The sequence below is a fragment of the Streptomyces sp. JNUCC 64 genome (genome assembly GCF_054484115.1).
This window is the reverse complement of the sequence record NZ_CM137015.1, coordinates 1,175,332-1,193,313: the sequence shown is the minus strand read 5'-3', so window position 1 is coordinate 1,193,313 and position 17,982 is coordinate 1,175,332. Positions and strand designations below refer to the sequence as shown.

Here is a 17,982-nt window from a genome sequence, read left to right as displayed (position 1 = left end):
GGGGCCGTTCGTACCCGGTCAGTCGCGTCCGGACGCGCGCCGCAGCTCGAACCGCTCCCGCTCGGAGAGCCCGCCCCACACCCCGAAGCGCTCGTCGTGGGTGAGCGCGTACTGGAGACACGCCTCCCGCAGATCGCACATCCGGCAGATGCGCTTGGCCTCGCGCACGGAGCTGCCCGGCTCCGGGAAGAAGAACTCCGCGCCGGTCTGCGCGCACAGGGCCCGGTCCCAGCCCGCGCCCGGCTCCGTCTCGTCGGTCCCCATGACGTCTACGACACTCTCGGTCTGCATGGCCCCGATGCTGCCGCCCGCCGAAAAACAAACGATCAACGCCCTGTTCATCGCCCCCGTGACCCCGCGACCGCGCCGGGGCCGTCCCACGGCGGCTTTCGCGTGGGGCCTCGCGGTGGCGTCCCGTCCGAAGGGGTCCGGAAGGGGTCCGAAGGGTCCGGAGGGGACGCCCCCTCCGGACCGGAAGGAGGCCCGGCACCCCTCGCGGAAAGGGGTGCCGGGCCTCGGAGGAAGTGCCGTGCCTAGGTCGTTTCTTACGGATCTGGCTGGATCAGGGAGCGGGGTCTGGTGCGTGCGATCGCAAGGCGGAGGATGGAGCCCACGCGGAGCGTCGGCGACTGACGACAACGCGGCGAGCGTGCGTGCCAGGGCCCGCGAGCCCGGCAAGATCCGTAAGAGACGGCCTAGCTGTATTGACCACGAGCGTTGTTGACGCTGGTTGGGTCTTGATCATGACGAAGACCTCCGGTGTGGTGAAGGTGTCTAAGCTGCACCGCACACGGAGGTCTTCGTGTCCCACCGTAATGCCCGTCTGACCGTTCATGGCAGGCGGATCCTGGTCGAGCGTGTTCTCGAGGGACGTCCGGTCGCGCATGTGGCGGCCGAGATGGGCATCTCCCGGCCGACCGCCCACAAGTGGGTGCGGCGCTGGCGGGCCGAGGGCGACAGTGGCCTCGCCGACCGCCCGAGCAGACCCCGCACGACGCCGCACCGCACCCCGTCCGCGGTCGAGGCCGAGGTCTGCCGGCTGCGGACCGAACGCAAGCGCGGCCCTGCGCGGATCGGCCCGGTCCTGGGCCTGCCCGCCTCGACCGTGCACCGGATCCTGGTCCGCCACGGCCTGAACCGCCTCGCCTTCCTGGACCGGCCCACCGGCCAGGTGATCCGCCGCTACGAACACGCCCGGCCGGGCGACCTGGTCCACGTCGACATCAAGAAACTGGGCAACATCCCCGACGGCGGCGGCTGGCGAACCGTGGGCAGGGCCGTCGGCGAAGCAAACCGCCAGGCCACCACCGATGAGCGCAGGAGCTGCAAACCGGTGATCGGCTACTCCTTCGTCCACTCCGGGGTCGACGACCACTCCCGCCTGGCCTGCAGCGAGGTCCTGCCCGACGAGCGCCAGCACACGGCCGCAGGCTTCTGGCAGCGGGCGAACGTGTTCTTCGCCGCCCACGGCATCACCGTCCAGCGGGTCCTCACCGACAACGGCTCCTGCTACAAGGCCCGGCTGTTCACCCGGACCCTGGCCGCCGCCGGCATCACACACAAGAAGACCCGGCCCTACCGGCCGCAGACCAATGGCAAGGTCGAACGCTTCAACCGCACCCTCCTGGACGAATGGGCCTACCAGCGGCCCTACCACTCCAACGACGAGCGCACAGCGGCCCTGGCAGACTTCCTCCACACCTACAACCACCACCGCAGCCACACCGCCCTCGGAGGCAGGCCACCCATCAGCCGCGTCAATAACCCTGCGGGTCAATACACCTAGCCCTTGCGGGCGGCCATCCGCGCCTTGCGCGCGGCGAGCCGCTCGTCGAAGGAGCGTGCCTCCGCGTCCAGTCCGCCCATGAACAGGCCCAGTTCCTCCTGGGCCCGCCGGCCCTCGGGCCCGAGCCCGTCGATCTCCATGATCTTGAGGAACCGCAGCACGGGCTGGAGCACGTCGTCGTGGTGGATGCGCAGGTTGTAGACCTCGCCGATGGCCATCTGGGCGGCGGCCCGCTCGAAGCCGGGGATGCCGTGGCCGGGCATCCGGAAGTCGACCACCACGTCCCGGACCGCCGACATCGTCAGATCGGGGGCCAGCTCGAACGCGGCCTTCAGCAGGTTCCGGTAGAACACCATGTGCAGGTTCTCGTCGGTGGCGATCCGCGCCAGCATCCGGTCGCAGACCGGGTCCCCCGACTGGTGGCCGGTGTTGCGGTGCGAGATGCGGGTGGCCAGCTCCTGGAACGCCACGTAGGCGACCGAGTGCAGCATGGAGTGCCGGTTGTCCGACTCGAAGCCCTCCGCCATGTGCGACATGCGGAACTCTTCCAGCTTGTCGGGGTCCACCGCGCGCGAGGTGAGCAGGTAGTCCCGCATCACGATGCCGTGGCGGCCCTCCTCGGCGGTCCAGCGGTGCACCCAGGTGCCCCAGGCCCCGTCCCGCCCGAACAGCGACGCTATCTCGTGGTGGTAGCTGGGGAGGTTGTCCTCGGTCAGCAGGTTGACGACGAGGGCGATCCGTCCGATCTCGGTGACCTTGGACTGCTCCTTCTCCCAGGGGTCGCCGTCCTCGAAGATCCCCGGGAAGTTGCGGCCGTCCGACCACCGCACGTACTCGTGCGGCATCCAGTCCTTCGCCACCTTCAGATGGCGGTTGAGCTCCGTCTCGACCACTTCCTCCAGCGCGTGGAGCAGCCGGGCGTCCGTCCAGGCGGACGGGCTGCCGAGGTGAGGAGAGGTGAGCGTCACTGGGGCTCCTGGAGAGGGGAGTACGTGCCGGGGAACCGCAACCTACGCAGACGTAGGCTACGTCTACGTAGGTTACGAATCCGTAGGTTAAGCCCGCTGTAAAGGCAGCCGTCGGCCGGGGGGTCGAAACCGGTTCGAACCGCCCCCGGGCGCGGCGCTTCCCGCCCGGTCCCGGGTCAGCCGTACAGCTCCCGCAGCCGGACGGAGAGGCACGTCACACAGCCGTCGCGCTTCTCGAACTCCCCGATGTCCACCAGGACGGGTTCGAAGCCCAGCCCCGCCAGCAGCTCGGCGGACCGGGGCGCGCTCGCCGCCATCAGCAGCCGGTCGCCCCCGAGCCGCACCACCCGGGCCCCCGACTCCTCCGGCACCGCCAGGAACCGGGGGAACAGCCCGGGCGCGTCGACCAGCGGCGGATACCCGATGACGGTGCCGTCCGGCAGCGCCGTCACCGCCGACGTGAGGTGGAGCGCCCGGTGGACGGGGACCGCGACGATCCGCGCCCCCAGCGGCGCGAACACCGCGCGCAGCTGACGCACCCCCGCGGCGTTGGTCCGTCCGCTCCGTCCGACGTAGAGGGTGTCGCCGACCCGGAGGACGTCACCGCCGTCCAGGGTGCCCGGCTCCCACACCCAGTTGACGGAGGCGCCGAGACCGGCCACCGCCTCCTCGACCCCCGTGGTCTCGGGACGCCGGGACGCGGCGCCGGGCCGGGTGATCAGCGCGACGTTGCGGAAGACCACCACGGTGTCCCCGACGAACACCGCGTCGGGGTGCTCGTCGGCGGGCTCCACCTCCAGGGTCTCCCAGCCGTGGGCGCGCAGCGCCCCGGCGTACGCCTCCCACTGCCCGGCGGCCCGCGCGGCGTCCGGGGGCGCGGGGGAGTGCCGGGTCGCGAGCCCCTCGGCGAGCCGGGGACCTGGGCGGCGGATCAGGGCCTTCATGCTGGGCACGGGGTCTCCGTCTCGACGGGCGCGGGCACGGGCGGGCGGGCCGGGGCCGCCCGGTCCACGGGCGGCCGGGGCGGACCCGCGACGGGGGCGGGCGGGACGCGGCCCCGGCGGCTCGGCGCCATCATGCGGCCGTCCACCGGACCGGAGACAGCCCCGGGACGCGACCGGTGGCCGGATTCCCGCGCCCCTCCCGGGAGGCGTGGCCCCGCCCCGGTTCCGCCCGCCGTCGTCGGTCGTTCCCGCCTGCCGCCTGCCGCCTGCCGCCTGCCGCCTGCCGCCTGCCGCCTGCCGCCTGCCGCCTGCCGCCTGCCGCCTGCCGCCTGCCGCCTGCCGCCTGCCGCCTGCCCGGCGCTGGGCGCTGGGCGTTCCCGTCCGTGCGTCGGCTCAGCGCCCCGCGCCGACCGGGCCGGGTGCCCCGTCCCGGTGGCGCCCCGTGGCCGCCGCCTCCCGTCGGAGCTGGGCCCCGGTGAGGGAGCCGGGGGCGTCGAGGAGGTCCATGGGGGTGCCCTCGAAGACGATCCGTCCCCCGTGCCGTCCGCCCTCGGGCCCGACGTCGATGACCCAGTCGGCCCGTCGCACGACGGCGGTGTGGTGCTCCACCACGATGACCGTGTTGCCGCCGTCGACCAGCCGGTCCAGCATCCCCACCAGCCGGTCGACGTCCGCGAGGTGCAGTCCGGTCGTCGGCTCGTCGAGCACGTACACCTCGCCGGTGCGGTGCAGCCGGGTCGCCAGTTTGACGCGCTGGCGTTCCCCGCCCGAGAGGGTGGACAGCGGCTGGCCGAGCCGCAGATAGGTGAGTCCGACCTCGCTGAGCGCCCGCAGTCGCCGCCGTACGGACGGTTCCGTGAAGTGCTCCAGCGCCTGGTCGGCCGTCATGTCCAGCACGTCCACGATCGACCGCCCGGCCACGGTCAGTCCATGGACCTCCTTCCGGAAGCGCTGTCCTCCGCAGTCCTCGCAGACCGTGGTCACCGGGTCCATCCCTGATCTTGCAGTGTGTCCCCGCCTTCGGGCGGGGAGGGAATGCGTCTCAGGACCGCTCTGACCCGTATGTCACAGTGGATGCTTTTGCTGCTCGATGTACTGGCGGATCACGGTGAGTGGTGCACCGCCGCAGGAGCCTGCGAAGTAGGAGCGGGACCAGAAGACGGAGTCCATGCCGATGCGGTTGATCCGGCCGGTGTACTCGGCCCGCAGGTATCGGGAGCTGACCCCCTTGAGGCTGTTGATCAGCTTCGACAGGGCGACTTTCGGCGGGTAGTGGATCAATAGGTGCACGTGATCGGCCTCGCCGTTGAACTCCCGTAGTTCCGTATCGAACTTGCCGCACACCTCTCGCATGATCTCCTCGCACCTCTTCAGCATGTCGTCATCGAACACGCCACGCCGGTATTTCGTGACGAACACCAAGTGGGCGTGAAGGTCGTAGGTGACGTGACGACCGGTGCGTACATCAGGGTTTGCATTCCATCGTGGCGACATACACCAAGGGTAGTATGCTCTTCGGGGGCGGCCAGAGAGAGGGGGTGGGCCGGATGATCCGTGCGTACAAGTTCCTCATCAGGCCCACCGTGGGCCAGGCCGCCGCGCTGACGGCGATGCTCGCCGACCACTGCTCGCTCTACAACGGAGCCTTGCAGGAACGCCGCGACGCTTACCGGCACACCAGCAAGACCGGCATCAAGTACGGGCAGCAGTCCGCGCAGCTCAAGGAGATCCGGGCGTTCGACCCGGAGCGACAGGGCCGCTGGTCGTTCAGCTCGCAGCAAGCGACGCTTCGGCGGCTGGACAAGGCGTTCCAAGCCTTCTTCCGGCGCGTGAAGGCTGGGGAGGAGCCCGGCTATCCCAGGTTCCGGGGCGTCAACTGGTTCGACACCGTCGACTTCCCCAAGGACGGCGACGGCTGTCGGTGGGACTCCACCCCGCACGAACCGGTGACCCGCGTCCGCTTCCAGGGCGTCGGGCACGTCAAGGTCAACCAGCACCGGCCTGTGGTCGGCAAGGTCAAGACCGTTTCCGTCAAGCGTGAGGGCAAGCGCTGGTACGTCGTCCTCACCGCCGGGCAGACCCACCCCGAACCACTGCCGGCGACCGGTTCCGTGGTCGGCATCGACATGGGCATCGTTTCCTTCCTCACCACATCCAAGGGTGAGCACGTGCCCAACCCGCGCCACGGCCGGAAGGCCGCCGCGAAGCTCGAAGCCGCACAGCAGGCCCTCAGCCGGTTCCCCCGCGTCCGACGGGACGAGCGCACCGGCAACCACAAGCGGGCCGTGCGGAAGGTTGCCGACCTGTACCGCAAGGTCCGCCGCCAGCGCCTGGACCACGCGCACAAGACCGCGCTTGACCTCGTGCGGGAACACGACTTCATCGCGTACGAAGACCTCAAGATCCGCAACATGGTCAAGAGAACCGTACCCAAGCCGGACCTCGAACAGCCGGGCGGTTTCCTGCCCAACGGGGCCAGCGCGAAGACCGGCCTCAACCGCTCGATCTCGGATGCCGGATGGGGGGTGTTCCTGACGATCCTCACCGCCAAGGCTGAAAGCGCCGGACGAGACATGATCGCTGTGGACCCCCGCAACACCTCCCGGACCTGCCCCGAATGCGGGCACGTAGCAGCGGAGAACCGGCCCACCCAAGAGAAGTTCCACTGCGTATCGTGCGGCCACCAAGCGCACGCCGACACAGTCGGGGCACTCAATGTTCTACGGGCCGGGCTGGTCCGCCGCGACGCCCAACCGGCATAGCGAGAAGCCCCCTCATTCATGAGGGGGAGGAGTCACGATCCCGAGGTAGGTGGCGGGGGTGGAAGCGGCCGGAGATCCCGACGGCCTACTGGTCGACGACCACGGAGTCCGGGTGGGCGGCAGCGAACGCCCCGGAGACCAGACTGCTCTTGCCGGGCCCGGCGACGCCCGTGACGGCGGTGAGTACCCCGGTGGGGAACTCGACGGTGACGTCCCGCAGATTGTGCACCCGGGCCCGGGTGATGACGATGTCGCGGTCCCCCGGGAGCCGGTGGGGCTCCCGGGGGACCGGGTGGGCGGTGTGGTCCATGCCGGTGACGCTAGGAGGAATACCCGACATCCTCCGGCGTGATTTCCCGCAGTTCCCCGTCCGCGCCGAACTCCAGCCACCGGGTGATCCCCAGCGACCGCAGGAACGGCGGATCGTGGCTGGCCACGATCATCGCTCCCTCGTAGGACTCCAGCGCGCTGGTGAGCTGCCGGACGCTCGCCAGGTCGAGGTTGTTGGTCGGCTCGTCCAGCATGAGCAGCTGCGGGGCGGGTTCCCCGAGCATCAGCGCCGCGAGGGCGGCCCGGAAGCGTTCCCCGCCGGAGAGCGTGGAGACCGGCTGGTCGGCCCGGTCGCCCCGGAACAGGAACCGGGCGAGCCGGGTCCTGATCAGGGTGCGCGTCGCCTCGGGGGCGAAGCGCGCCACGTTCTCCGCGACGCTGGCGTCCTCGTCCAGCAGGTCCACCCGCTGCGGCAGGTACCGCAGCGGTACGTGGGCCGTGGCGGTGCCGCCCGCCGGGGCCAGCTCCCCGGCGATGGTGCGCAGCAGCGTGGACTTGCCCGCGCCGTTGCGCCCCACCAGGGCGATCCGTTCGGGGCCGCGCACCCACAGTTCGCCCGGGACCCGGGAGCCGTACCGCAGCTCCAGCTCCCGCAGGGTCAGCACGGTCCGGCCGGGCGGGACCGCGGTGTACGGCAGGTCGACGCGGATCTCGTCGTCGTCCCGTACGGCCCCGCTGGCCTCGTCCAGGCGTTCCTTCGCCCCGGCGAGCCGTTCCTCGTGCATGATGCGGTGCTTCCCCGCCTGGACCTGGGCGGTCCTTTTCCGTTCGCCCATCACCACCTTCGGTTCGCGCTTGGTGTCCCACATCTTCTGTCCGTACCGCTTGCGCCGGGCCAACTTGACGTGGGCGTCGGCAAGTTCGCGCTTCTGCCGTCGCAGATCGGTCTCCGCGACCCGGACCATCCGTTCCGCGGCCTCCTGCGCCACGGCCAGTGCCGCCTCGTACGCCTCGAAGTCGCCCCCGTACCAGAGGAGTCCGCCGTCCCGGAGGTCGGCGATCCGGTCGACCTGGCCGAGCAGCTCGCGGTCGTGGCTGACCACCACGAGCACTCCGGTCCAGGCCCGCACGGCCGTGTACAGCCGCCTCCGCGCGTGCAGGTCGAGGTTGTTGGTCGGTTCGTCGAGCAGCAGCACGGCGGGGCGGGCCAGCAGCAGCGCGGCGAGCCGCAGCAGCACCGACTCGCCGCCGGACACCTCGCCGACCGTGCGGTCGAGGGTGAGGTGGCCGAGACCGAGCTGCCCGAGGGTGGCGAGGGCGCGTTCCTCCACGTCCCAGTCGTCGCCGACGGCCGTGAAGTGCTCCTCCGCCGGGTCGCCCGCCTCGATGGCGAGCAGGGCGGCCCGGGTGCGGGCGATGCCGAGGATCTCGTCCACCCGGGCGCCGGTGTCGAGGGTGGCGTCCTGCGGCAGGTACCCGATCTCGCCGGTGGCCCGCACGGTGCCCCGGGTGGGGGACAGTTGCCCCGCGATCAGTTTCAACAGGGTCGACTTTCCGGACCCGTTGAGGCCGACGAGCCCGGTGCGGCCGATGGTGAAGGCCGTGGACAGCCCGTCGAACACGGGGGTGCCGTCGGGCCAGCCGAAGGTCACCGAGGACAGCGTCAGCGAGGGGGTGTGCGAAGAGGAAGAGGTGAGGGACATCAGGGCCTCCCGGGTGCTCGTGGGTGTACGGGGCGGCGCGGGGGGACACCGGGGCGACCGGGCGGAGGCGGCACGGACCGTACGGGAGGCGTTCCGGTCCTCGGCCGGGACCGGGGGATTCACCGGTCGGGCGGAGGAGGGAACGGAAGGGCCACCGGATGGAAAGGGGTGGCCGGAGTGCCCCGTACGGGCGGACGGCTCGTTCACCGAGGTCGCACACGACGCATACAGCGGGCCGGAAGAGGGGGCCCGGAAAGATCAGAAAAGATCAGAACTGTATGACGCGGTGTCCCAGAGACCTCAGTAGAGCAACGTCCTTCTCCCATCAACGGCGGCAACGTCGAGGGATATTATACATCTGGATCCGGATGGGTCAAGTGCTGAAGCGAACCTCTATCGTGGCGGCGGACGGCCCCCTTCCTCTTGCCCTTCCTCTCGCCGTCCTGGAGGAACTCCGTGCCCCACGGCTCGCTCTCGCTGCCCGCCCGGCTCTACCTGCTCTCCTGGGACACCACCAGGCTCCGGGTGACCGGCGGGAGCCAGCTGCACCACCTGGTCCGGGCCGGGGCCCTCACCGAACTCGCCCAGCGCGGCCTGCTGGTGGACGACGGGGGCGTGGCCCGCCCCGCCGACCCGGACGCCCGCACCGGGGACGCCGCCCTGGACGGACTCCTCGAACTCATCACGGAGTCCGTGCCCCGCAAGTGGAGGTCCTGGGTGACCTCCCGGGCCCGGGTCACCCTCGACGCGGTCCGCGAACAGCTCGTCGCCGACGGATACCTCGGGGTCAGCCGCAAACGGGTCCTCGGCGTCTTCCCCTCGGTGGACCACACCCTGGAACGGGTCCCGGTGGTGGACGCCCTGCGCGAGACCGCCCGCGCCGCCCTGCTCGGCCCCGGCCCGGTCGAGGACGTCCCGGACCGGGACGCGGCCCTCGTCGCCCTCGCCGTCGCGGGCGAGGTCCGCACCCTCGCCACCGCCCGGGAACGCCGCGCCGGACGCGAACGGGTGGACGCCCTGGCCGCCCGGACCGGCCGGGTCGCCCCGGCGCTCGGCCGGGTCGTCCAGGAGGTCCGCGCGGCGCTCGCCCTCACCGTCGCCTCGGCCGCGGTCGGCGGCGCGACGAGCGGCTGACGCGGGAGCGGCACAGGGCCCGGCCCGTCCGGGGGCACCGCTCAGACGTGGAGCTCCGGCGGGAAGCCGGTCCAGCGCAGCTCTGCGGGCAGATGGCCGGTGTCGTTGAAGAGGAGCACCGACGGCGGACGGTCCGGGGCGTAGCGGATGACGGTCAGCGCCGCGTTGGCGTGGTTGATCCCCGTCCAGCGCCACTCGGGCGCGTCGAGGGCGGCCCGCAGGAGCCAGCCGATGAGGAAGGCGTGGGTGACGACGAGTTCATGGCGGGGCTCGTCGCCGGTGACGGGTCCGGTGAACTCCGCGAGCGCCGCCGCCGCGAGGCCCGGCCCGCGCTCGCGCTCCCCGGCCGGGAAGCCGGCCAGGAACCCCAGCACCGCGTCGGCCGTCGCCGACGGCAGTTCCTCGCGCGCCGGCAGGTACGGAAGGTAGTCGCCCGCCGCCTCGGAGCCGCGCAGCGGAACGCCGTCCAACCGCTCCGCGACCAGCCCGGCGGTCTCTTCGGCGCGGGCGAGCGGCCCGTGGTGGACCACCGCCAGCGGGACCCCGCGGAGCCGCTCCCCGAGCAGGACCGCCTGGCGGCGGCCCGCGTCCGTCAGCCCGCTCCCGTCCGGCGATGCCTCGCCGTGCCGGGTGAGGTAGAGGTGACGGGGGGCCGTGCCGGTCATGGGCGTCCTCGGGGGTCGGTGCCGCTGCTTCCCCGAGGGACGCCGTTCCCCGCGTGCCGGTTCCCCGGCGGGGCGTCCGGGCCTGGTGCGCGGGCTGTCGGGCGAACCCGGTCGCGCGCGGCCGGGGGCCGTACGGACCCGGCGTGTCCGCCGGTGCGTCGGGCCGGACGCGCCGCCTCTCCCACCCGGACGGACCGGGCGGGAGAGGCGGCGCGGGGCGGGCCTAGGGAACGACGACGGTCAGTGCCGTGGAGGTGTGGACGAAGCCCAGCCGCTCGTAGCCGCGCCGGGCCGGATTGCCCTCCGTGACCACGAGTCCGACCGAGGCCAGGCCCCGGCGGGCGGCGTCGGCCAGCACGGTGCCCAGCAGGGCGGCGCCGAGTCCCGCGTACCGCGCGTCCGGGGCGCGGAACACCTCCGCGAGCCACGGCCGCCCCTCCCGGTCGGTGAGCACCGCGCCCGCGACCACCCGGTCCCCGGCCTCCACCGCGAGGGCGCTGCTGGGCAGCACCGGACCCAGCGCGGAGCCCGTCACCAGCGGCAGCAGCCGCTCGGCGAACGCCTCCTCGTCGGTGCCCGGGTGGTGGTCGGGGTGGTCCGGCCCGAACGCGGCGCGCCAGGCGGGCAGCAGCTCCCGGGGGTCCCGGTCGACGTCCACGGCGCGGATGCCGTACGGCAGGGGCGGGGCCGACGGCGGCCCCGCCGTCAGGTCGAGGGACATGGTGTGGGCGTGCCGCAGCACCCGGGCGCCCTCGCGCACCAGGTCCTCGCCCAGCCGGACGGAGCCCGACACCACCCAGCCGGACATTCCGGTGAGGATCGCGGGGACGGGGTCGTCGGCCCCCGTCAGCTCGACCAGGTCCGCCCACGGGCGCCCCGCCCGTTCCCCGGGCACGTAGGTCAGCACCGGCTCTCCGTCGGTGCGGCGGAGCGTCCGTCGCTCCGTGTCGTTCGGTGTCACTCGTCCGTTTCCGTTCTGTTCCCGTCCGTTTCCGGCTGTTCCCGGTCCGCGCGGAATGATCCGGCCCGGGCCGCCGCCGCGCAACGGGTTCGGCGGAACGCGCCCCGGGACGGGCAGCACGGCCGGACGGCTCCGGAACCCGGGGGAGCCCGTGGCGCGGGGGTCGGACCCCGTCGCGCGGCGCCCGGTACCGCGGATGGGTGACCGTCGGCGAGGTGATCACCTCGGCCGGTTCCAGGCTCAGCGACACCTCCGGGAGGCCCGGACGGGTGAACGAGCCGGACGGGCGGTCCGGCTGAGGGGACGTCAGCAGGCGTCGCGCATCAACTCGGCGAGGTCGCCGTCGAGATCGAGGTGCCGGTGCTCCAGGCCCCGGGCGACCACAGTGTCCGTCCGGGCCAGGAACCGCCGCAGCTCACCGCTGCGCAGATGCACGATCGCCGTGCCCTCGGGGGCGTGGAACTCCATCACCGTGCGGTCGTACCCGTAGGGCCGCACCCGTACGTCGCCGTGCCCGGCGCCCGTCTCCAGTCCGGTGGCCAGCAGCTCCCTGGAGAACGTCCAGCAGACGTCCACGCCCTCCAGCGTCGCCGCGGCGGGGAAGGTCATGCGGATCGCGAAGGGATCGTCCCGTTCGTACCGCAGGACCGCCGGGATGGTGGACATCCGGGGCGCGGCGGCGACCAGGCGCGCTTCCACGGCTTGTTCGATGACGATGGACAACGCCTGCTCCCTCGTGACGCGGTGGCGGTCGGTCCGGAACCGGTTGTGCCGGACACCCAAGGAGACGGCCGAACGGCCCGGAACGGTGCACTCCGCCCGGCCGTGAGATCTGTCACGGCCACCGAACCCCGCCCCGGACCGGCCGGGGCGGGCCGTCGGGAACGGGACGGGCGGTCCGTCCCGTCAGGACGGGACCGACTGCCGGTACCCGTCGAGCGCCGGGGCGGTGCGGGTGGCGAGGAACTCGGTGACGCGGTACGCGCAGACGCCCCCGGTCACGAACGGGTCGGTCGCGGCCAGCGCCTCGATCGCCGCCCGGTCCTCGCCGACCGCGAGGAGCACCCCGCCGTCCCGGGGGTTCTTGCGGCCGGAGGCGATGACGACGCCCGACGCGTACAGGTCGTCCAGCCAGGCGATGTGCTCGGCCATCCGCGCGTCCACGGCGTCGACGGGCGCGGTGTAGGTGAGTTCCAGAACGAACATGACCGGAACCCTATCCGCCCCCGGCCCCGGGGAGAACGGGGCGTCCGTTCCGCCGGCGGTCCCGGGGCGCCCGGGCCGTGGCCGTACCCTCGGTCCATCATGAGCGCCGCACCGAACCCCCGCCCCGCCCCGACGCCCGACGGCTGGCCCACCACCGAGGAGGCCGCCCGCGCCGTCCAGGACGGACTGCGGGCCCGGCTCGTCCTGGACGAACCGGGCCCGTGTCCGGGTCCCGGACACGCGACCGGGGTGGACGTCGCCTACGACGACGCCCGGGACCTGGTGGTCGCCGCGGCGGTGGTCCTCGACCGGGTGACCCTGGAGGTCGTCGAGGAGGCGACCGCCGTGGGCCCGGTGGCCTTCCCCTACGTGCCGGGGCTGCTGGCGTTCCGTGAACTCCCCGCCGTCCTCGCGGCCCTGGAAGGGCTGCGCGCCGACCCCGGGCTGGTGGTCTGCGACGGCTACGGGCGCGCCCACCCGCGCCGCTTCGGACTGGCGAGCCATCTCGGGGTGCTCACCGGACTGCCCACCATCGGGGTGGCGAAGAACCCGTTCGTCTTCGTCCACGAGGAGCCGTCCGACGGGCGCGGCGCCCGGACCCCGCTGCTCGACGGGACCGAGGAGGTCGGGGCGGCCCTGCGGACCCGCCCCGGCGTCAAGCCGGTGTTCGTCTCGGTGGGCCACCGGGTCGACCTGCCGACGGCGCTCGCCCACACCCTCGCCCTGGCCCCCCGCTACCGGCTGCCGGAGACCACCCGCCGGGCCGACGCGCTCTGCCGCCGGGCGCTGGCCGCGCGGCTGGCCGGGGGCTGAGCGCGTCGGGGCGCGGACGACGCGGCGCGCCCGGCCCGGAGGCGGCCGCGGCTTGAGCGCAGGGGAACGGCAGGGGAACGGTCGGGGAGTGGCAGGGGAGTGGCCACGGGCGTCGGTTCGGCTCCGGACGGGCCGGTGTCGAAGGGCTCGTGCCGGACGGGCTCGTGCCGGGGGCCGGGTGCCGAGTGGGGGGCGGGCCCCTGGCACCCGTGCCGGGGACCCGCCCGCCGGAGGGGTGCCGGGTGCCCGGGCGGTTCCGGCGCGGTCAGCCGGTCCCGTGGCCCGGCCCGGGACCTCCGGTGGCGCGGGCCGCCGCGACGGCGGTGAGCGCCCGGTCGACGCCCCGGAAGCGGCGCAGCAGACCGGGGGCCCGCGCCGAGACCAGGGCGATCACGACCAGTGGCACCGGCCGCCCGGCGAGGGCGGCGAGGGCGATCGTCCAGGGGCTGATCCCGGCCAGCGCGCAGGCCACCACGGCGGTCCGGGGCGTCCACGGCAGCAGGGCGAGCAGGGCCAGCGCCCACGGGCCGTCGGCGGCCACCAGGTCGCCGATCCGGGCGAGTTCGGCGGCCTCCGGGGCGAGCCGCCCGGCGGCCTCCCGCAGCCACGGCCCGGCGGCCCGGACGGCGAGCGCCGTGAGGAACGCCCCCAGCACCGACCCGGTGACGAAGGTCAGGGCGAGCGTCCACCACCGCCGGGGGTGCAGCGCCGACAGCCCGGCGAGCAGCAACTGCCCCGGCAGCACCGGCAGCAGGTAGTCACCGAGGGGGAAGACGCCGACGGCGGGCAGGAACCACCGGCGGTGCGCGGCCCGGTCCAGCCGGGTCAGCGCCCGGACCGCCCGGGACGGCGGGGCGGGCGCGGCGCTCGGGGCGACGGTCTCAGCCATGGCGCAGCGCCCGGTAGCCGAGGGACGGGGCGACCCGCATCAGGGTCGGCAGCATCCGCGTCTTGCCCACCAGGACCTCGGGCCGTCCGCGCAGCGCCCCGGCGATCACCGCCCGGGCCGCCTCGGCCGGTCCGATCTTGCCCCGGCCCCGGCCCGCCGTCATGTCGGTGTCCACCAGCGGGAGGACCGCGTCGACCACCCGGACGTGCGGGGCGCCGTCCTCGCACTGGTAGCGCAGGGCCCGGGTGAAGGTCCGCACCGCCGACTTGGCGCCGCAGTACACCGGCGCCGAGGGCTTGGGGACGACGGCCAGCCCGCTGCTGACGTTGACGATCAGCGCGGACTCCTGCCTCCGCAGCAGGGGGAGGAGCCCGGTGGACAGGGTGATGACGGCGTCCAGATTGACGGCCAGCTCGCGGCGGAGCACCGGCCGCAGCACCCGTGGGTCCTCGGTGAGGAAGTCGGTGAGGTGCTGGACGCCCGCGTTGTTGAACACCGCCCGCAGCTCCGGGTACCGGGCGGGCAGTCCGTCGGTGAACGCGTCGAGCGCCGCCGGGTCGGCCAGGTCCACGCACTCCGCCGAGACCCGGTCGCCGTGTCCGGCCACGAGGTCCGCGAGCCGCTCCGGGTCACGGCCCACGGCCACCACCCGGGCGCCGTGGCCCACCAGTTGCCGGGTCAGCTCCCGGCCGATGCCCCGGGCGCCGCCGGTGACGAGTACGGTCGAGCCGTCGAGTTCCATGGTCCTCTGTTCCTCGGTTTCTCACTGTGCTAGGGGGTGTCTGACAATTTCCCGTGGAGTGAGGAGCGGTGTCCGGTGCGTGCGATCGCAAGGCGCCGGAGAGTCCTCGTAGCGGAGCTACTAGGGCTTTTCGGCAACGCGGCGAGGGCGCGTGCCGGGCGCCGTGACGCCGCGGGGAATTGTCAGACACCCCCTAGGGGCACGGTGGTATCGGCTGGCCGTCCGAACGCGGTCCGGTAGGCCGCCGGGGTCATCGCGGTGCGGTGCTTGAACTGACGGGTGAAGTGCGGCTGGTCCGCGTAGCCGCAGGCGAACCCGATGACGTCGAGGGGGTGCCCGTCCCGGACGAGCAGTGCCGCCGCCGCCCGCGCCCGGGTCTCGCCGAGCAGCCCGCTGAAACCGCCCGCCCCCGCCAGCAGCCGTTGCAGACCACGGGTCGAGACGCCGAACTCCCCCGCCAGGGCGCCGAGCGTCCAGCGCCGGGCGGGGTCGGTGGCGAGCAACCGCCGCGCGCGGGCCACCGGGCCGGCGTCCGTCTCCCGGGCCCGGGGCGGTGGCGGCGCCGTGCCGGACCAGGTGAACGTCCACCGGGCGCTGTCGTCCGGCGGGGGCGCGGCGGTGAAGGCGTCCGCCGCGAAGACGGGGCGCGGGGGGCGGCCGGCGGCGACGGTCACGCCTTGGGCGCCGGTCATCGTCAGCAGTCCCGTCAGCAGTCCGAGGACCACCGCGTCCTCGGCGGGACCGGGCGGGTCGCCGGGCGGTCCGGTGTGCTCGACGACCAGGTGTCCGGGGCCCGACTCCCGGGGCTCCACCCGGTGCCGGGAGTGGGTGAACCGCTCCAGCCTGCCCCAGCGTTCGAAGAGTTCGTGCGGGGTGGCGGCGCCCAGCAGGGCGGTCACGGCGGGGTCCGACCGGAACGCCGGTGCCGTACGACACCACAGTCCGGCGCGCAGCAGCGGCAGCGGCCCGTGGGCGCGCGCCACGTCCGCCAGGAAGCGGCGCTTGGCGGCGAGCGGGAGCAGCGCGCCGCTCGTCACGGGGGCGTCGGCGTGGACGCCCTCGGTGGCCAGTGCCTGGCGCACCAGCGTCACCAGCCGCGCGCTCGCGTAGTCCTCCACGGCGCTCCTCCCCTCCCGCCGTCCCCGCCCGGACCGGGCGGGTGACGACACCCACGCTAGGCGCGGGCCCACCGCCCCGTCTTGAACGATCACGCCACCGCCCGGACCGGCCGGGGGAGCGCGGCGCGGTGACGGCTCCGGCGCGGGCTCCGGCGTGCCGGGGACGAAGGGTGCGGCGGGTGCGGCGGGTGCGGCGGGTGCGGCGGGTGCGCCGGGCACGATGGGTGTGCTGGGTGTGCCGAGTGCGCTGGGCTTGACGGGTGCGCTGGACTTGACGGGTGCGACGGGTGCGACGGGTGCGACGGGTGCGACGGGTGCGACGGGTGCGACGGGTGCGACGGGTGCGACGGGCAGGACGGGTGCGACGGGCGTGTCACCGGTGTCTCGGCCCGTCGGGTCCGCGCGGCTGGCCCATCATGGGACGGGCGCGTCCCTTCCGATCCGTCCGTCGCCGCCTTGTGCGGTTACCCGCCGGTATCTAGCATCGCTGCCGGTACCGCGCCACCGGACGGACCCGGCGCGGCCCGCCCGCCCTCCCGCCCGTCCACCGCCGCAGTGCCCGCACTCCGCCTCCCGCCCCACCGACCCGGCTCGCCACCCGTCCGCCCGGTTTCCGCCTCCCGTCCGACCTCGTGCTCCTCCCCTCCCCGCTTCCTCCTCCCTCCCGCCCGGTTTCCCCCAGGAAGGCACCGCCGTGACCACCGACGCATTCGTGTACGAGGCGATCCGCACCCCGCGCGGGCGGGGGAAGGCGACCGGAGCCCTGCACGGCACCAAACCGATCGACCTGGTCACCGGGTTGATCCACGCGCTGCGCGAGCGGCTGCCCGACCTCGACCCGGCCGCGATCGACGACATCGTCCTCGGGGTGGTGGGCCCCGTCGGGGACCAGGGCTCCGACATCGCCCGGATCGCCGCGATCGCGGCCGGACTGCCCGACACGGTCGCCGGGGTCCAGCAGAACCGCTTCTGCGCCTCGGGGCTCGAAGCGGTCAACACGGCTGCCGCGAAGGTCCGTTCGGGCTGGGAGGACCTCGTCCTCGCGGGCGGCGTCGAGTCGATGTCCCGGGTGCCGATGGCCTCGGACGGCGGCGCCTGGTTCGCGGACCCGATGACCAACCTCGCCACCGGCTTCGTCCCGCAGGGCATCGGCGCCGACCTCATCGCCACCATCGAGGGCTTCTCCCGCCGGGACGTGGACGAGTACGCGGCCCTCTCCCAGGAACGCGCGGCGGCGGCCCTCGCGGACGGACGCTTCGCCCGCTCGCTGGTGCCGGTCCGGGACCGCGCCGGACTCGTGGTCCTCGACCACGACGAGCATCCGCGCCCCGGCACCACCGCCGACACGCTCGCCGCCCTGAAACCCTCCTTCGCGGACATCGGCGACCTGGGCGGCTTCGACGCGGTGGCCCTCCAGAAGTACCACTGGGTCGAGCGGATCGACCACGTCCACCACGCGGGCAACTCCTCCGGCATCGTGGACGGCGCCGCCCTCGTCGCCATCGGCTCCCGGGCGGTGGGGGAGCGCTACGGACTGCGCCCCCGGGCCCGGATCGTGTCCGCCGCGGTCTCCGGATCGGAGCCGACGATCATGCTCACCGGTCCCGCGCCCGCCACCCGCAAAGCGCTCGCCAAGGCGGGGCTCACCATCGGGGACATCGACCTGGTGGAGATCAACGAGGCGTTCGCCGCGGTCGTGCTGCGGTTCGTCCGGGAGCTGGACGTCCCCCTCGACCGCGTCAACGTCAACGGCGGCGCCATCGCGCTGGGCCATCCGCTGGGCGCCACCGGGGCGATGATCCTCGGCACCCTGGTGGACGAACTCGAACGCCGGGACCTGCGGTACGGCCTCGCCACCCTGTGCGTCGGCGGGGGCATGGGCATCGCGACCGTCGTCGAACGCCTCTGACCCGGGGCTGACACCGCTCGCCGGGCCGACGACCCCAACGCACCCCGCCCCGTCCGCCCTCCCCCTCTCTCACCCCGCTCCCCTCCCGCCCCCAGCCCCGCCTCCTTCCCGC

Annotated in this window: 18 protein-coding genes and 1 pseudogene; 5 read left to right on the top strand and 14 right to left on the bottom strand. The window is 73.7% G+C overall.

Features of this window, described 5'->3' with window-relative positions; all coding sequences use genetic code 11:
* Positions 1-18 precede the first annotated feature (18 nt).
* A complete protein-coding gene (locus ACVWNX_RS04710; protein WP_454414631.1) occupies positions 19-264 on the bottom strand; it encodes a WhiB family transcriptional regulator in 246 nt (81 codons plus the stop codon).
* A gap of 538 nt (positions 265-802) precedes the next feature.
* On the opposite strand from ACVWNX_RS04710, the gene ACVWNX_RS04705 reads away from it, so the two are divergent.
* Positions 803-1,786, top strand: coding sequence for an IS481 family transposase (locus tag ACVWNX_RS04705; protein WP_454412593.1), 984 nt, complete (start codon positions 803-805; stop codon positions 1,784-1,786).
* Here the strand turns inward: ACVWNX_RS04705 and ACVWNX_RS04700 are convergent.
* The 4 genes and pseudogenes from ACVWNX_RS04700 to tnpA all read right to left on the bottom strand — a co-directional run bounded on the left by ACVWNX_RS04700 (position 1,783) and on the right by tnpA (position 5,192).
* Positions 1,783-2,754: an acyl-ACP desaturase gene (locus tag ACVWNX_RS04700; protein ID WP_454412592.1), complete on the bottom strand. Its 972-nt coding sequence runs from the start codon at positions 2,752-2,754 to the stop codon at positions 1,783-1,785. The two genes, ACVWNX_RS04705 and ACVWNX_RS04700, sit on opposite strands and share 4 nt — an antisense overlap.
* Before the next feature lie 176 nt (positions 2,755-2,930).
* Complete coding sequence (ddaH, locus tag ACVWNX_RS04695) at positions 2,931-3,707, bottom strand: dimethylargininase (protein WP_454412591.1); 777 nt, start codon at positions 3,705-3,707, stop codon at positions 2,931-2,933.
* A gap of 384 nt (positions 3,708-4,091) precedes the next feature.
* Positions 4,092-4,709, bottom strand: a pseudogene (locus ACVWNX_RS04690) (ATP-binding cassette domain-containing protein); the annotation flags it as partial.
* Positions 4,710-4,763: 54 nt separating this feature from the next.
* Positions 4,764-5,192 carry an IS200/IS605 family transposase gene (gene tnpA / locus ACVWNX_RS04685; RefSeq protein ID WP_454412590.1) on the bottom strand — a complete coding sequence of 143 codons (429 nt, stop codon included), beginning with the start codon at positions 5,190-5,192 and terminating at the stop codon, positions 4,764-4,766.
* Positions 5,193-5,245: 53 nt separating this feature from the next.
* Here tnpA and ACVWNX_RS04680 point away from each other — a divergent pair, with 53 nt between their 5' ends.
* Complete coding sequence (locus ACVWNX_RS04680) at positions 5,246-6,460, top strand: RNA-guided endonuclease InsQ/TnpB family protein (protein WP_454412589.1); 1,215 nt, start codon at positions 5,246-5,248, stop codon at positions 6,458-6,460.
* A gap of 85 nt (positions 6,461-6,545) precedes the next feature.
* On the opposite strand, the gene ACVWNX_RS04675 is transcribed toward ACVWNX_RS04680, so the two are convergent.
* Both ACVWNX_RS04675 and ACVWNX_RS04670 read right to left on the bottom strand, forming a co-directional pair.
* Positions 6,546-6,770, bottom strand: coding sequence for a hypothetical protein (locus ACVWNX_RS04675; RefSeq protein ID WP_454412588.1), 225 nt, complete (start codon positions 6,768-6,770; stop codon positions 6,546-6,548).
* Positions 6,771-6,780: 10 nt separating this feature from the next.
* Positions 6,781-8,433: an ABC-F family ATP-binding cassette domain-containing protein gene (locus ACVWNX_RS04670; protein WP_454412587.1), complete on the bottom strand. Its 1,653-nt coding sequence runs from the start codon at positions 8,431-8,433 to the stop codon at positions 6,781-6,783.
* Between the two features lie 456 nt (positions 8,434-8,889).
* Here ACVWNX_RS04670 and ACVWNX_RS04665 point away from each other — a divergent pair, with 456 nt between their 5' ends.
* Positions 8,890-9,567 carry a GOLPH3/VPS74 family protein gene (locus ACVWNX_RS04665; protein ID WP_454412586.1) on the top strand — a complete coding sequence of 226 codons (678 nt, stop codon included), beginning with the start codon at positions 8,890-8,892 and terminating at the stop codon, positions 9,565-9,567.
* 41 nt (positions 9,568-9,608) lie between these two features.
* On the opposite strand, the gene ACVWNX_RS04660 is transcribed toward ACVWNX_RS04665, so the two are convergent.
* The 4 genes from ACVWNX_RS04660 to ACVWNX_RS04645 form a co-directional block, all read right to left on the bottom strand.
* Positions 9,609-10,232 carry a histidine phosphatase family protein gene (locus tag ACVWNX_RS04660; RefSeq protein ID WP_454412585.1) on the bottom strand — a complete coding sequence of 208 codons (624 nt, stop codon included), beginning with the start codon at positions 10,230-10,232 and terminating at the stop codon, positions 9,609-9,611.
* A gap of 223 nt (positions 10,233-10,455) precedes the next feature.
* Positions 10,456-11,193, bottom strand: coding sequence for a GNAT family N-acetyltransferase (locus ACVWNX_RS04655; RefSeq protein ID WP_454412584.1), 738 nt, complete (start codon positions 11,191-11,193; stop codon positions 10,456-10,458).
* 306 nt (positions 11,194-11,499) lie between these two features.
* Positions 11,500-11,916, bottom strand: coding sequence for a spore wall synthesis regulator SsgD (gene ssgD, locus ACVWNX_RS04650; RefSeq protein ID WP_454412583.1), 417 nt, complete (start codon positions 11,914-11,916; stop codon positions 11,500-11,502).
* A gap of 183 nt (positions 11,917-12,099) precedes the next feature.
* Entirely contained in the window at positions 12,100-12,399 is a 300-nt protein-coding gene (locus ACVWNX_RS04645) for a YciI family protein (protein ID WP_454412582.1), read from the bottom strand.
* 99 nt (positions 12,400-12,498) lie between these two features.
* Between ACVWNX_RS04645 and ACVWNX_RS04640 the strand changes: the two genes are divergently transcribed.
* The gene (locus tag ACVWNX_RS04640) at positions 12,499-13,212 is read left to right on the top strand and encodes an endonuclease V (protein ID WP_454412581.1); all 714 of its coding nucleotides are present in this window, start codon (positions 12,499-12,501) and stop codon (positions 13,210-13,212) included.
* 265 nt (positions 13,213-13,477) lie between these two features.
* On the opposite strand, the gene ACVWNX_RS04635 is transcribed toward ACVWNX_RS04640, so the two are convergent.
* From ACVWNX_RS04635 to ACVWNX_RS04625, 3 genes are all read right to left on the bottom strand, one after another.
* Positions 13,478-14,101, bottom strand: coding sequence for a VTT domain-containing protein (locus tag ACVWNX_RS04635; RefSeq protein WP_454412580.1), 624 nt, complete (start codon positions 14,099-14,101; stop codon positions 13,478-13,480).
* Positions 14,094-14,843 (bottom strand): SDR family oxidoreductase, encoded by a 750-nt coding sequence (locus ACVWNX_RS04630; protein WP_454412579.1) that lies wholly within the window; start codon positions 14,841-14,843, stop codon positions 14,094-14,096. The genes ACVWNX_RS04635 and ACVWNX_RS04630 overlap by 8 nt, the downstream gene beginning before the upstream one ends.
* 182 nt (positions 14,844-15,025) lie before the next feature.
* Positions 15,026-15,961, bottom strand: coding sequence for a helix-turn-helix domain-containing protein (locus ACVWNX_RS04625; protein ID WP_454412578.1), 936 nt, complete (start codon positions 15,959-15,961; stop codon positions 15,026-15,028).
* Positions 15,962-16,655: 694 nt separating this feature from the next.
* Between ACVWNX_RS04625 and ACVWNX_RS04620 the strand changes: the two genes are divergently transcribed.
* Positions 16,656-17,870, top strand: a complete 1,215-nt coding sequence (locus tag ACVWNX_RS04620) for an acetyl-CoA C-acetyltransferase (protein ID WP_454412577.1) — start codon at positions 16,656-16,658, stop codon at positions 17,868-17,870.
* The last annotated feature ends 112 nt before the right edge of the window (positions 17,871-17,982 follow it).